This is a genomic window from Aerococcus sanguinicola (assembly GCF_001543145.1).
Classification (GTDB): domain Bacteria; phylum Bacillota; class Bacilli; order Lactobacillales; family Aerococcaceae; genus Aerococcus; species Aerococcus sanguinicola.
Genome location: NZ_CP014160.1, coordinates 993,072 through 1,006,844, shown reverse-complemented (window position 1 = coordinate 1,006,844; position 13,773 = coordinate 993,072). Strand labels below are relative to the sequence as shown.

The following is a 13,773-nucleotide window of genomic DNA, read 5'->3' as shown; positions in this document are numbered from 1 at the left end:
ACCGGTGTTGCTATAGACGTTGGAGCGTAAGCGACTTACGGATATAGTACAAAACGGCGTTAACCGTTCTTGACCCTCTGATACTCAAGGCCTAAATTCAAAAGCGCAACGCAAGCTCAACAGCACAATTCACTAGCACCATGCACTCGCAAAATTTACTTAAAGAATTTCACTGAAAAGGCTTGACAAGCTTTCGATAGGGGGATATAATATTTGACAATTTGAGCAAAATTTTATTCGCATCCTTTATGCTTGGCGCCAAGCAGGGGGTCGGCACTTTGATTTTAATCAACGTGCTTTTTTTTGGGAAAAAATAGTTATTTTTGGAGGCTAAAAATGCAAAAAGATAAACCAATTATTGCCCTAGACTTCGATACGGTCGATAAGATGGAGGCTTTTATCCAACAATTCGAGGGGCAAGCCTTAAATGTCAAGATTGGGATGGAGATGTACTATGCCAACGGTCCAGCCCTGGTGAAGCAACTCAAAGCGGCTGGCCACCACATCTTCCTTGACTTGAAGCTGCATGATATTCCAAACACAGTCCACCGTAGTATCCGCGCGCTGACGGAACTGGGCGTTGATATGCTGAATGTCCACGCTGCGGGTGGGGAAGAAATGATGCGCTGGGCTATGGAGGCAATTGCGGAAGCCCAACCTGATCCCGATAAGCGCCCTCTCCTGATTGCGGTCACCCAATTGACTTCAACCTCTGAAGCTGCCATGCAAGCGGAACAACTGACCCAAGCGACCATCGAAGAGAGTGTGGTCCACTATGCCCAACTCAGCCAAAAAGCAGGCCTCGATGGGGTTGTCTGCTCGCCTCTAGAATCCCGCCTGATTAAAGACCAAGTGGGTACTGACTTCATCACGGTTACGCCCGGCATCCGTCCTAGCAACTATCAGAGTCAACGGGAAGACCAAGAGCGGATCACCACGCCAGCCAAGGCCAAAGCGCTCGGCAGCGACTATATTGTTGTCGGCCGTCCCATCACCCAGGCTGCTGATCCAGTCCAAGCCTACCGCGATATCACTGCCGAATGGCAAGCCTAATCCGTCACCAGAATAGAAAAGGAGAATCTACCATGTCACAAGCCGAAAAAATTGCCCAAGCCCTCTTAGATATCCATGCCATCTCCCTTCGTCCCAACCAGCCCTTTACTTGGACCAGTGGCCTCAAGTCTCCTATTTATTGCGATAACCGCCTGACGATTTCCCATCCTGAAGTCCGCCAGCTCCTCATCGACGGCTTCCTGGCGACGATTAAAGACAAGTGTCCGGATATCGAAGTGGTTGCTGGAACAGCAACTGCCGGTATCCCCCATGCCGCCTTTATCGCCCAAGCTCTCGACCTACCAATGATCTATGTCCGCGATAAAGCCAAGGGTCACGGTAAGCAAAATGCCATCGAAGGCGAATTCGAAAAAGGGGCCAAGGTTCTCATGGTTGAAGACTTGATTTCAACCGGTGGCTCAGTGATCCATGCCGCCCACCAAGTCCAAGAAGCAGGTGGCGAAATCGTCGCTGCCCTGGCCATCTTTAACTACCTCCTCCCAGCCAGCCGCGAAGCTTTTGCCAAGGAAGACTTCCCGCTCTACACCCTATCGGACTTCAAAACTTTGATCCCAATCGCAGCTAAAGAAGATCCCGAAGTGGAAGCTGCCCAGGATGTGCTCGAACAATGGTACCAAGATCCCCAAGCTTGGACCGCCAGCCACAGTGACTAGTCAGCCAGTGTCTTAATTAAGGAGGTCATCTTGTGAATCATCCCAATACCAACAGTCAACGCGCCCTCATCGCTGCTATCCTGGCTTCAGGAACCGACGACCTCAATGTCATGTTCCTAGCCTTCTCCATGTCGGCGATTATCGCCCAGCTCGGCATCAACGGCGCCCAAGCCGGACTCATTGCCACCATCACCAACCTCGGCATGCTGGTCGGAGGCCTAGTCTTCGGCGTCCTTGCTGACCGTTATAACCGCTTTAAGGTCTTCAAGTGGACCATCCTCCTCTTCTCTCTGGCTACGGGGCTCATCTTCTTCACTCCTAACCTCGGCTACCTCTACCTCATGCGCTTCCTAGCAGGTATGGGAGTTGGGGGCGAATACGGTGTCGCCATTGCCATTATGGCCAGCATTGTGCCCGCCCAGAAGATGGGACGGGTCAGTTCCCTCAACGGGATCGCCGGTCAGATTGGTTCCATCCTGTCTGCCCTGCTCGCCGGTTTCATCGCTCCCCTCTTCGGCTGGCGCGGCCTCTTTCTCTTTGGCCTCCTGCCAGTCGCACTCGTGATTTGGATGGTTTTTGCGATCGATGACCAGCAAGTCTTTGCGGACACCCAAGCCCGCCAACAAAAGAAAGCTGCAGCCCAACAGCCTTCGATCAAGGAACTCTTCCAAACAGCTGAACTCAGCCGGCAGACCCTGGGACTTATGCTGATGACAACCGTTCAAATTGCCGGCTACTTCGGGATGATGAACTGGCTGCCGACCATTATGCAGGAAGCCAGCGGTGTCAGCGTGAAGGATTCTTCAACTTGGATGATTGCAACCATTATTGGGATGTGCCTGGACATGTTCACCTTCGGCCGCTTGCTTGACGCTCGGGGACCCCGCCTGGCCTATGCTACTTTCCTCAGCCTGTCTGCCCTGTCCGTCTACCTCTTCACCTTTGCCCGGTCACCACTCACTATGATTCTCGGTGGCGCCATCGTCGGTTTCTTCGTCAACGGCATGTTCGCAGGTTACGGGGCCATGATTACCCGTCTCTATCCCGACCACATTGCTTCGATTGCTAACAACGTCATCCTCAATGTGGGCCGGGCAGTAGGCGGCTTCTCCTCGGTAGTTATCGGTTGGCTGCTCGACGTCTCCTCCGTCCCCATGGTCATGCTCTTCCTAGCCAGCCTCTATTTAATCAGCCTGGCCACCATGCTCAGCCTCCCCAACCTCAAGGCCAAAAACTACCAGCACCAGCTCCAACAACTAGCTCACAATCATTAGAGCGCTGACAAATAACTTTCACTCTCTCCTTAAAAAGCACTATTTTTAGATTTTCTAATTTCTAGTATTGATAGCTAGGATTAGAAAAATATGTAACGATTACTTTTGAGCAGGAGTGGAGCGTTGAAATTGGACCTTAGCCATGAATAAGCAAGCGATGTGAATTACGGATAGTCGGCGTCAGCCGTTACTAGCCGAAACCTGCTTCAAAAGTCAGCTCTGACTCCACTTCACAAAGGATGGGTGAGCCTCTACAAGGCTCTTCCCTCCTTTGCTCCAGTGGTTCAGAGCTCCCGACTTTTGTCGCATTCTAATTTTGAAGCTCTCTAGGTGAGAGACCTTGGCTCGAGCCGGTGCTGCTTTAGCCGTAGGAGCAAAGCGACGTACGGATAAAGTACAAGACGGTGCTAGCCGTTCTTGAACCTTTGAAATTTAAAGACCAACTTCAAAAGCGAAACGGATGCTCATCAATACAATTCTTTACAAAGAAGCCCTGGTTCACTCCTCAACGAGTAGCCCAGGGCTTTTTAAATGAACTTTTCTTCTCTTTAACAATCAAATTCGAAAGTGTAACGGATGCTCTCCAGCACACTATCATAAGCAGTCTTGTTTTTTTCATAGCCACTGCCCTTTAAAATTGGCTTTCTCACTAAGATTTCCCCAACTTTTGCGGAAAGGCCTAGACATTTATTGCTTTTGAACTTAAAATGTAGAGATGTGTACTATAATGAAGAAAGAGGGAAAGAAACGAATGATTAAATTGATTGCGACAGCTGAATCCTTGAGCCAAGGTCAAGCCCTGCTGGAAGCCGGCGTCGACTATCTCGTCATTGGCGAAAGCAGCTACGGCCTCCGCTTGCCGGGATATTTTGACCGGGAAGAAATGGCTGAAATGATCCGCATCACGCACCAAGCAGGCAAAGAGGTGATTGTCGCAGCCAATGCTATCCTCCACAATGACAAGATCGACCGGGCCCGCGACTATCTGACTGCGGTCAAGGGCATGGGCGCTGACTTACTCATGGTTGGCGACACCGGTCTGATCCAAATCCTCAAAGAAGAAGCCTACCGCATGCCTTATATCTACGACGCCTCTGTCCTTGTAACTAGTCCGGGACAAGTTAACTTCTGGGCCCAGTACGGTGCGGTCGGCGCCCTGGTGGCCCGGGAAGTTCCCTATGTCGAACTAACTGAGATGGCCCGGGATGCCAAGATTCCACTTATGGTCCAAACTTACGGTGCCTCCTGCATCCACCAGAGCGGCCGCATGCTCCTTGACAACTACTTTAACTTTGTCGGCAAGGACAAGACCGAGGTCGCCGAACACGAGCTCTTCCTCTCCGAACCCAAGAAGGACGAGACCCACTATTCCATCTATGAAGACGACCACGGCACCCATATCTTCGCCAACAACGACTTGGACCTCATGATGTACCTGGACGACCTCCAAGAAGCCGGCATCCAACACTGGTATGCGGACGGCATCTACTGCCCCGGCCAAGCCTTTGTCGACATCAACCGCCTCTTTGCCCAGGCCCGCGATGCGATTGAGGCTGGCCAATGGAATGATGCCTATGCCCTCCAGCTCGACCAAAAAGTGCGCGAGCTTCATCCAGAAAACCGCGAACTTTCGACTGGCTTCTTCCTCTTCGACAAGGATACTGTCCAATAAGCACTTAACTAGAAAGGAAATCAGTGTGACACAAAGTGAATTAAAACGTCCCGAGCTCCTAGCACCAGCCGGGACCCTTGAAAAATTAAAAATTGCTATCCACTACGGCGCCGATGCCTGCTATATCGGCGGCGAGGCATACGGCTTAAGAAGTCGGGCAGGCAACTTCGACTTCGACGAAATGCGTGAAGCCGTTGATTATGCCCACAAACACAATGCCAAGGTTTATGTGGCCTCTAACATGGTCACCCACGTCGGCGATGAAAAAGGCGCTGGCGAATTCTTCCGCACCATCCGCGATATCGGTATCGATGCGGTCATTATTTCCGACCCTGCCCTCATGCAAATCTGTGCCAGCGACGCGCCAGGCCTGGAAATGCACCTGTCGACCCAGCAATCTGCCGTCAACTATGAAACCCTGAACTTCTGGGAAGATGCCGGTCTCACCCGCTGTGTACTGGGCCGGGAAGTCTCCATGGCTGAAGTCGCTGAAATTCGCCAAAAAACCAATGTCGAAATTGAAGCCTTCGTCCATGGCGCCATGTGTATCTCCTATTCGGGACGCTGTACCCTCTCCAACCACATGGCCCACCGCGACGCTAACCGGGGCGGCTGCTGCCAATCCTGTCGTTGGCAATATGGCCTCTATGACATGCCCAAGCTCGGTGACCGCTACATGGTCGGCAAGGGTGAAGAAGGCACGGATATCGATGAACCTTTTGCCATGTCAGCCGTTGACCTCTCCATGATCAACCACATTCCTGATATCATCCAGAACGGCATCGACTCCTTGAAGGTCGAAGGCCGGATGAAGTCCATCCACTACGTCTCCACCGTCATCAATGTCTACCGTAAAGCCATCGATGCCTACCTGGAAGACCCCGATAACTACCAAGTCCAACAAGAATGGATTGACGAACTCTGGAAATCAGCCCAACGTGAACTAGCAACCGGTTTCTACTATGGCCGCCCAACTGAGAACGAACAACTCTTCGGCAAGCGCCGCCGGATCCCCCGCTACCAATTCGTGGGCGAAGTCCTAGACTATGACCCAGACAGCCAAATCGCCACCATCCAACAGCGAAACAACTTTGGCGTCGGCGACCTCATCGAATTCTACGGCCCCGGCATGCGCCACTTCCAACAAGAACTCACCGCCATGCGCGACGAAGACGGCCAATCCATCGACCGCGCCCCCCACGCCATGCAAATCATCAGCATGAAAGTCAACCAACCCGTCAAAGCCCACGACATGATCCGAAAAGAAAGATAAGGGTGTGAGCAAAGGCATTCAACCTTTAAATAGACATCGGGAGTGTGGGTTGGCAGCTTCCAACCCACACTCAGAACCTAGCACTGTGGATTGGCAAGGTACAATCCATAATCAGACCACGAAAGTGTGGCTTGGCAATGACCAAGCTTGAAACAAGCACCAGGAGTGTGGGTTGAGGATGATCAACCCACACTAAAAAGGCCCGAATATGGATTGCCAAGCCAATTCCCACTAAAATAAGGACCAACAAGCTAGCAAGACTCTTGCTAGCTTGTTTTCATTATGGAAGAGCCCAGGCTGCTTGCCGAGCAGAGCTTCAACTTGCTAAACAGGGGGCCTCTTCGCTAATTGCCACCAAGCTACTTGCTAAGCGGAGCCTCCTTTGCAAGTTGACGCGACCCTACTTTCTAATAGAAGCCCTGTTCGCTAGCCGATCCCAGCCTAGTCGCCAACGGAAGGCTCATTCACAAGTTAGCAGACACACAGGGACTCTCCAGCAGCCAAGACCCAACCATCCTCTAAGTGCAAAGCATCAAGCCAACTCCAACAACCAAATAGCAGCTCACCTCCACCACTTACTAAAGAAGCCAAACTAAAAAGCTCCGAATCCAAGTCAATCAAATCTTGGAATTCGGAGCTTTTTGGCTTTTTAGGGGGCACGACTTTTAACGCACAGTCCCCCTAGTAACCCATATGAATTTCCGTCGCGGTTTCTTCATTGAACTGACTGTTGTAGAGATCAGCATAGAAGCCACCCTTGGCCAGGAGTTCATCGTGGGTCCCGTGTTCGATAATATCCCCCTGCTGCATCACGAGAATCATGTCAGCATTGCGGATAGTCGACAAGCGGTGGGCGATAACGAAGGAAGTCCGCCCCTGCATAATCTTATCCATGGCCTCTTGGATCAGCTGTTCCAAGCGGGTATCGACGGAGGAGGTGGCCTCATCGAGGATCAGGATATTCGGATCCGCAATCACCGCCCGAGCGATGGTCATCAACTGCTTCTGCCCGAGCGAGACGTTGGAGGCTTCCTCATTAATTTCCATCTGATAGCCCCCCGGCAAGGTTTGGATAAAGTGGTCCACATTAGCCACCTTAGCCGCTTCAATCACCTCATAGTCGCCCGCCTCCAGGTTCCCAAAGCGGATATTCTCCATCACCGTATCATTGAAGAGCCAAGCATCCTGGAGGACCATACCAAAGTTCCGGCGCAGGTCTTCACGGGAAACATCCTGGATATTCACCCCGTCCAGTTCAATGCTGCCTCCATCAATATCATAGAAGCGCATCAAGAGGTTGATCAGGGTCGTCTTCCCGGCACCGGTCGGCCCAACCACGGCAATCATTTGCCCTGGTTGCACTTCGAAGTTCACATCTTTCATCAGCGGGTTCTCAGGATCATAGCCGAAGCGAACATGGTTAAAACGCACATGCCCTTTAACCGGCCGAGGCAAGGTCTGGTCTTCGCCAGCTGTCCTGATTTCTTCCTCATCCAGGAAGCTAAAGATCCGCCCACCTGCTGCAAAGGCGCTCTGGATCAGACCGGACAGTTCGGTAATTTGGTTAATAGGTTGGTTAATTTGCCAAACATAGTTCAAGAAGGCTTGGAGGTTCCCGACCGTCAATGTGCCGTGGAAGCTCTTCAGCGACCCGAAGAAGGTAATGACAATGTAAGAAATATTGGAGATAAAGCTGAGCAAGGGTTGGAGAATCGTAGACAAGAAACTCGATTTAAAGCCGATATCGCGCAATTGCTTGTTGCGGTGCTGGAATTCCTTAATTGATTCTTCCTGGCGGTTGTAGACCTTAATCTCGGTAAAGCCGGATAAGTTTTCTTGGGTATAACCAAAGAGATGGCCCAAAGCATCCGCCTGTTCCTTAAAGATCGGTTGGGAGTAATGAATTACCCGCCGTGCCACCAAATAGCTGACCGGTAACATCACCAAGCTAATCAGGGCCAATTGCCAGTCCAAAAGCAGCATGGAGATAATCGCTAGGGAAATCTGTAAGACCCCGATAAAGAGCTGCATAGCGGACTGTTGCATGGCGTTAGAGATCGCATCCACGTCATTGGTCATCCGGCTGAGGATATCCCCGGTCTGGTTCTGGTCGAAGTAGGCAACCGGCAATTGGTTGGCCTTGCGCGAAATATCCAAGCGCAGATCGTACATGGCATCCTGGGTAGCATTGGTTAAGAAGTAAATCCCCAAGTATTGGCCAGCCTGGAAGAAAAGGCCGCGGATTAAATAAATCACTAGGATCCGGACCAAGTAAGGGAAGTTGATCCCAGCTCCCGGCACCCCCTTGACCATGTCGATGACATTATTGGCCACTTCCGTAATAGCCAGGCCAAGAACATAGGGTTCCAAGGCATTGGCGACCGACATCACGACAGTCGCTAGGATGGCCAGATAGAACTGCAGACGGTAGGGGCGCAGATAGTACCAGATACGCTTCATTAATTCAGTTGATTTCATCGAGCCAATTCCTCCTCACTAAGTTGGGATGAGGCAATATCGTAATAGAGCGGAGAGGTCTTCAGAAGTTCCTCGTGGGTGCCTCGTGCCGCAATCTCCCCGTGGTCGAGCACAATAATTTGGTCCGCATGCATGATAGTTCCCACACGCTGAGCCACAATAATGGTTGTCGCATTCTTGGTCTCTTCCTTGAGGGCTTGGCGGACGGCCGCATCGGTCTTATAGTCGAGAGCGGAGAAGGAGTCGTCGAAGATATAGATCTCCCGTCCTCCGATAATGGACCGGGCAATAGACAAGCGCTGCTTCTGCCCACCGGAGAGGTTGCTTCCCCCTTCAGCCAGGTGGGTATGGTAGCGAGTCTCCAGGCGTTCAATAAATTCACGGGCCTGGGCAATCGAAGTCGCCTCATCCATATCATATTCCGTAGCATCTTCTTTCCCATAGCGGAGGTTGTCTGCGATTTCACCCGTAAATAAGTTGGCTTTTTGCGGGGTAAAACCAATCTTATCCCTTAAGACAGTAGGGTCTAAGTCTCTGACGTCCACCCCATCGATGAGGATAGCCCCCTTGGTCACATCGTAGAAACGTGGAATCAACTTCACAATGGTTGATTTCCCCGAACCCGTTGACCCGATAAAGGCCACCGTTTCCCCTGCCTTAGAGCTAAAGGAAATATCTCTTAGGACAGGCTCTCTGGCGTCTGGATAGGCAAAGTCCACATGGCGGAACTCCAAACGCCCACTGCCATCGGTCTCCATCACAGGCTGGTCAGGATTTTCAACCGTAATTGGCGTATCCAAGACTTCCTGGAGCCGGCCCGCCGAAACGAGAGCCCGGGGGTACATCATATAAATATTGGCAAAAAGCATCAGAGAAATTAAGATGTGGAAGGCATACTCAATGAAGGCGAAGAGATTCCCCACCTGGAGCTGGCCTTGCTCAATATAACGTGACCCCACTAGCATAATCATAATAATGGTAACATTGATGAGAAAACTAAAAACAGAAGGCGTCACAGCCACTAACTTGAAGAGCTTCTTGGTGAGCTGCTTGTAGAGACTGGCCACCTTGGCGAAGCGCTTCTCAAAATAGCCCTGGCGGTTAAAGGCCCGCACAACCCGGGTCCCCGTAATATTCTCACGCAAACTCTGGTTGATCCGGTCCAAACTTTCCTGCTGGTCTTCTGAGATAGGCAGGGTGAGCTTGGTCATAAAGAGGACCAAGAGGAGGATAATCGGTACAATCGGAATAATATAAGCACCCAGGGCTGGCGAAATGGTCGTAATCATAAAAATAGACGTCGCAATCATCAAGGGCGATGTCATACCTGTTCGCAACATAATTTGGGTAAATTGTAAAAGAATAAAGGCATCCGTTGTGATCCGTGTCGTCAGCGACGGCACCCCTAATTCTTGGAATTCATGGTGCGACAGCGACTGCATCTTCGCATAAACGTCATTGCGGATCTTCATGGTCATATCGTTGACGATCTTACTAATAAAGTAAGAAGCCATCAACTGGCCCACTACCCCAACTAAGGCAAAGACCACCATATAGGCCATATAACGGTAAAAGACGGACATATTGCCTGCCACAATGGCGTGGTCAATAATAAAAGCGACCATAGTTGGTAGGCCTAGAGTCACCGCTACAAAAGCAGCCATGCCTAGAAACAACATCAATAAGTCGCCAGGATATTTCTTCAGATATTTCCAAATAAACTTCAAAGCGCAACACCCCTCCATTTATAAATAATCATGGAGCCATCAACATTAGCTCGCCTAGTCATTATAGGGGCTTACCAGCAAAAGTTCAAGCTTGCTTACTCAAAAAATCCTGAAGCCTTACCACACCGTATTAGTGAGCATCCCTTCCGCTTTTGAAATTGGTCCTTAAATGTTCAGTGGATCAACAAGGGCTGAAGCCGTCTTGTGCTTTATCCGTAGTATTAGTCGGGTTCGGGCTAGTCGGGTTCGGGCTAGTCGGGTTCGGGCTAGTCGGGTTCGGGCTAGTCGGGTTCGAGGATGCAGAAAGGGCTCCTCTTCACAAAAGGACGTCGAAGGCTTGCAGCCTTCTCTGCCTTTTTGCTCCAGAGGTCCCTTTCTCCCGCATCCTCTCTCACCCTTATCTAGTCGGGTTCGGTCGCGCAGAAGTGGCTCCTCTTCACAAAGCGCCGCCGAAGACTTTCAGTCTTCTCTGTTGCTTCGCTGCAGAGGCCCACTTCTAACCACGCTCCCTCACACCCTGACAAAAAGAAAAAGGCTGGCCTTTCCACAGCTCAGCCTTTTTCAGATATCTTTCAATTTGGAGGAGAAAGATATGAAGAAAAGTTTATTTGGGTTTGTTGGGTATGCTTATACTATAAGGGTCCCCTGTGAATTAAGTGTGAATTTTTCCTAAGCCCTTTTTGAAAAAAATAATAGGATTTTCTAAAGCTCTTGGTCGCTCATTTCTTCTGCCTTGGCCTGGATCAAGAGAGCCCGCTCTGCCTCCGAGATCTCCTCCCGGTTGCGGCAAAGGGTGAAGTGGTCAGGTACCGGGTCAAAGCCGCCTTTAATGAAAGGATGGCAGCGGCAGATCCGCCCCAGCCCCATCAAGCCCCCCTTCAAGGCGCCGTGCTTATCCAGAGCTCTCAGCATATAGGCCGAGCAAGAAGGATAGTAGCGGCAAGTGGCAGGAAATAAGGGCGAAATATAAGCCCGGTAGAAACGAACGGGAGCCTGGAAAAGAGCCTTAAGCATGATCGACTAGGCTCGCTTCCACCCGGTCAAGGAGCAAGGCTTGCTTCAAGTCACTAGCGGCCTCTTCACCGGCAAAGCTTTCCACTAAGCGGAGGGCAAAATAAGTCGCTGTAGCTGGACCGCGGGAAGTCACCAACTTAGCTTCTTCATCTACGACCACCAAGTCTTCCTTATGTTCCTTGAAGTGAACCTTCTCTTCGATCCCTGGATAGCAGGTTCCTTCCGCTTCACTAGCAATCCCAGCTGCTTCTAGGATAAGCGGGGAAGCACAGATTGAAGCCAACCATTTGCCAGCTTGGTGGTGGCTTTGGACCAATTCTAGGACAGCTGAATCTTCTGCTAATTGTTTAGAAGCAGGCATGCCACCTGGGGTCACAATCAAGTCATAATCGCTGGGATCAATCTCGGCCAGACGCTTATCAGCCTGGATGTGAATTTGGTGGTCACCTACTGTTTCCAGTTCATCCGACACCGAGACCATATCAATCTCAAGCCCCGCCCGCCGGAACCAGTCCACCACAGTCAGCGCTTCAACTTCTTCATAACCTCTTCCAAGTAAAATCATTGCACGCATCATACATTCCTCCTTTACTTAACTTTATTATAGGCCTTCTAAGAATTTTTGTTAAGAGAATCTATCCTTTACTCTAGTTTTCTATCAAATTCAAAGTTCCACTCCTGCTCAAAATTTAACTGATAATACAACTATTCTTTTGTTATTAATCAAGCCTACTAGAAACGGCGATCCCTAACTTATCTCCCTAAAAGAAAAGAAGCTAGGCTGCTTGTCCTAGCTTCTCGATTGAACACTTAACATGCTCTTCACTATAGATCTTATTGAACGCGTGAAGAACCAGAGTAGTCGCTAGCTTCTTTGCGGCGACGTGCTGCTTGTTCGCGTTCTTTATCGCTCTTGTTTTGTTCATAATCGCTCTTGGTGTAAACTTCATTAACGTGCATATTAACTTCTACAACCTTTAAGCCAGTCATGTGTTCAACGTTTTCGCTTACAACTTTAATGGTATCGTCAAAGGCTTTGCGTAAGTCTTTACCGAATTCACCAATAACTTCAAGGTCGAGAGCTACTTCTTTCTTACCAACTTCAGCACTTACGCCGCGGGTTTCATCTTCACCGTTATCTGAGAAGAAACCTTTGATGCCAGAAGTCATGCCACCTTTTAATTCTAAGATGCCATCAACGTTTTGTACCGCATAGTTGGCAATTTTTTGGATTACTTTGTCTTCATAGCTTAATTCGTTTTGATGTTGAACTTGTTCAGACATTAATAACTCCCCTTTACTTATTCTATTACATTTACACTATCTTCACTCTAACAAAAATTACCTAGAAATGAAACTGATATCACTTGATATTGAAGAATTTTAACCAAGCGTTAAGATCTAATTCTCCGTCGAAGTAAGCGCCCACACAGTAGGCAGCACCCATTACCACAAAAATCAGCAAGGTTTCAGCGAAGCCAATGCTCATCCATAAGAGGGCAAAAATAAAGCCGAGTACTGCGCCAATAATCCGACCACTGTATTGGTCCCAAACTTTCTTTACTTGTTCATTATCCATAATTTGACTCCTCCTGACTATCTAACACGTGGTTGCGCTGGCCGGGTCAAGTGCTTGGCTTGACGACTCTCTGCCGGGCTCACTTGGTTAATCTTGACATCAATCCGGTGCACATCGAGGTGCAAGGTCCGCTGTACGGCTGCTTGAACGCGCTCTTGGATCAATTGACCGAGCATTGGCACATTATCCATCTCACCAACACTCACTTGGATATCGATTTCTGTATCCTCAGGTTTATCGTAGATGGTCACCTTAGCATCTGGATAGTAGATATTCCCCACATGCTTCACGGCACTCAAAGCTGTTGCTTCAATGGCTTGCTTGGATACATTCATATCCCCGCGTGACGCATCCATCACCATTCTCCGGTGCTTGCTGGCAACAAATAAGGCTCTGAAGAACAGGAAGACACAATAAAGTAAGAGCAGGCCTAAAATCACGGCCACAACCAAACGTAGGGTCCAATTTCCAGCTAAGTAACTAATCGCGAAGGCGGATAGGTAAGGAATTGGGTAGAACAAGGAAATGGCGGCAACTAGGGCCAAAATAAAGATTAATGTAACGACAATCTGGATAAAACGACGAAAGCCTCCCATTGAGATCCCTCCACTCTGAAACAAAATATTGCTTTCTTAATACCTTCATTTTAGCGGATACAAGCCACAATAAGCAAATTATACGCTTGCAAAAAGGGGTATTTTTTGGGATCGAAAGCGTCTATTCGCTTAAAAGCAGGAAAATGTCTTACATAGAAGTTATCACGAAATAAGAAAAGCCCCCAAGATTTGGACTAAGAATCCAAATTTTAGGGGCACTGTATCGCTGTCTAGTCTATTATTTGGCACATCTCAAGAGATTAAGCTTAGAATGAATCATTTACCCTTGTGGTACCTGATAAAACTAGAAACATAAGATAGAACAGCCAAAAAGAATAACCAAGTTGATCCAGAGAAGATGGCTTCTTTCCAGGTAGATCCTAGGTAAACCTGCAAGCTAATCCAGAAAACAAGTATACCAATATCAAAGATT

The 13,773-nt window shown here is 49.4% G+C and carries 12 protein-coding genes; 5 read left to right on the top strand and 7 right to left on the bottom strand.

The genetic code is table 11. The features are described from left to right. The first annotated feature begins 336 nt into the window (after nt 1-336). The 5 genes from pyrF (at nt 337) to AWM72_RS04435 (ending at nt 5,946) form a co-directional block, all read left to right on the top strand. Nucleotides 337-1,053, top strand: a complete 717-nt coding sequence (gene pyrF / locus AWM72_RS04460; RefSeq protein WP_067973846.1) for an orotidine-5'-phosphate decarboxylase — start codon at nt 337-339, stop codon at nt 1,051-1,053. Between the two features lie 32 nt (nt 1,054-1,085). Next, nucleotides 1,086-1,727: an orotate phosphoribosyltransferase gene (pyrE, locus tag AWM72_RS04455; RefSeq protein WP_067973843.1), complete on the top strand. Its 642-nt coding sequence runs from the start codon at nt 1,086-1,088 to the stop codon at nt 1,725-1,727. A gap of 32 nt (nt 1,728-1,759) precedes the next feature. Continuing rightward, on the top strand, nt 1,760-3,001 hold the full coding sequence (locus tag AWM72_RS04450) for an MFS transporter (protein ID WP_067973841.1): 1,242 nt from the start codon (nt 1,760-1,762) through the stop codon (nt 2,999-3,001). Between the two features lie 751 nt (nt 3,002-3,752). Beyond that, nucleotides 3,753-4,673 (top strand): peptidase U32 family protein, encoded by a 921-nt coding sequence (locus AWM72_RS04440; RefSeq protein WP_067973834.1) that lies wholly within the window; start codon nt 3,753-3,755, stop codon nt 4,671-4,673. A 25-nt stretch (nt 4,674-4,698) separates the two neighbouring features. Next, nucleotides 4,699-5,946 (top strand): peptidase U32 family protein, encoded by a 1,248-nt coding sequence (locus tag AWM72_RS04435; RefSeq protein WP_067973831.1) that lies wholly within the window; start codon nt 4,699-4,701, stop codon nt 5,944-5,946. 681 nt (nt 5,947-6,627) lie between these two features. On the opposite strand, the gene AWM72_RS04430 is transcribed toward AWM72_RS04435, so the two are convergent. The 7 genes from AWM72_RS04430 to amaP all read right to left on the bottom strand — a co-directional run bounded on the left by AWM72_RS04430 (nt 6,628) and on the right by amaP (nt 13,340). Continuing rightward, entirely contained in the window at nt 6,628-8,424 is a 1,797-nt protein-coding gene (locus tag AWM72_RS04430; protein ID WP_067973828.1) for an ABC transporter ATP-binding protein, read from the bottom strand. Beyond that, on the bottom strand, nt 8,421-10,151 hold the full coding sequence (locus AWM72_RS04425; RefSeq protein WP_067973823.1) for an ABC transporter ATP-binding protein: 1,731 nt from the start codon (nt 10,149-10,151) through the stop codon (nt 8,421-8,423). The genes AWM72_RS04430 and AWM72_RS04425 overlap by 4 nt, the downstream gene beginning before the upstream one ends. 702 nt (nt 10,152-10,853) lie before the next feature. Then, nucleotides 10,854-11,165, bottom strand: coding sequence for a membrane protein insertion efficiency factor YidD (yidD, locus tag AWM72_RS04420; RefSeq protein ID WP_067973820.1), 312 nt, complete (start codon nt 11,163-11,165; stop codon nt 10,854-10,856). Continuing rightward, nucleotides 11,158-11,739: a DJ-1 family glyoxalase III gene (locus tag AWM72_RS04415; RefSeq protein ID WP_067973816.1), complete on the bottom strand. Its 582-nt coding sequence runs from the start codon at nt 11,737-11,739 to the stop codon at nt 11,158-11,160. Before AWM72_RS04415 ends, yidD begins: the two co-directional genes overlap by 8 nt. 260 nt (nt 11,740-11,999) lie before the next feature. Next, on the bottom strand, nt 12,000-12,449 hold the full coding sequence (locus tag AWM72_RS04410) for an Asp23/Gls24 family envelope stress response protein (protein ID WP_067973813.1): 450 nt from the start codon (nt 12,447-12,449) through the stop codon (nt 12,000-12,002). 79 nt (nt 12,450-12,528) lie between these two features. After that, nucleotides 12,529-12,744: a DUF2273 domain-containing protein gene (locus AWM72_RS04405; RefSeq protein WP_067973809.1), complete on the bottom strand. Its 216-nt coding sequence runs from the start codon at nt 12,742-12,744 to the stop codon at nt 12,529-12,531. A 17-nt stretch (nt 12,745-12,761) separates the two neighbouring features. Next, complete coding sequence (gene amaP / locus AWM72_RS04400) at nt 12,762-13,340, bottom strand: alkaline shock response membrane anchor protein AmaP (RefSeq protein WP_067973805.1); 579 nt, start codon at nt 13,338-13,340, stop codon at nt 12,762-12,764. Nucleotides 13,341-13,773 lie beyond the last annotated feature (433 nt).

Bases quoted from the DNA above. Each gene is read 5' to 3' on its own strand.
- pyrF (WP_067973846.1), top strand. From the start codon at position 337: ATGCAAAAAGATAAACCAATTATTGCCCTAGACTTCGATACGGTCGAT.
- pyrE (WP_067973843.1), top strand. From the start codon at position 1,086: ATGTCACAAGCCGAAAAAATTGCCCAAGCCCTCTTAGATATCCATGCC.
- AWM72_RS04440 (WP_067973834.1), top strand. From the start codon at position 3,753: ATGATTAAATTGATTGCGACAGCTGAATCCTTGAGCCAAGGTCAAGCC.
- AWM72_RS04430 (WP_067973828.1), bottom strand. From the start codon at position 8,424: ATGAAATCAACTGAATTAATGAAGCGTATCTGGTACTATCTGCGCCCC.
- yidD (WP_067973820.1), bottom strand. From the start codon at position 11,165: ATGCTTAAGGCTCTTTTCCAGGCTCCCGTTCGTTTCTACCGGGCTTAT.
- AWM72_RS04415 (WP_067973816.1), bottom strand. From the start codon at position 11,739: ATGCGTGCAATGATTTTACTTGGAAGAGGTTATGAAGAAGTTGAAGCG.
- AWM72_RS04410 (WP_067973813.1), bottom strand. From the start codon at position 12,449: ATGTCTGAACAAGTTCAACATCAAAACGAATTAAGCTATGAAGACAAA.
- AWM72_RS04405 (WP_067973809.1), bottom strand. From the start codon at position 12,744: ATGGATAATGAACAAGTAAAGAAAGTTTGGGACCAATACAGTGGTCGG.
- amaP (WP_067973805.1), bottom strand. From the start codon at position 13,340: ATGGGAGGCTTTCGTCGTTTTATCCAGATTGTCGTTACATTAATCTTT.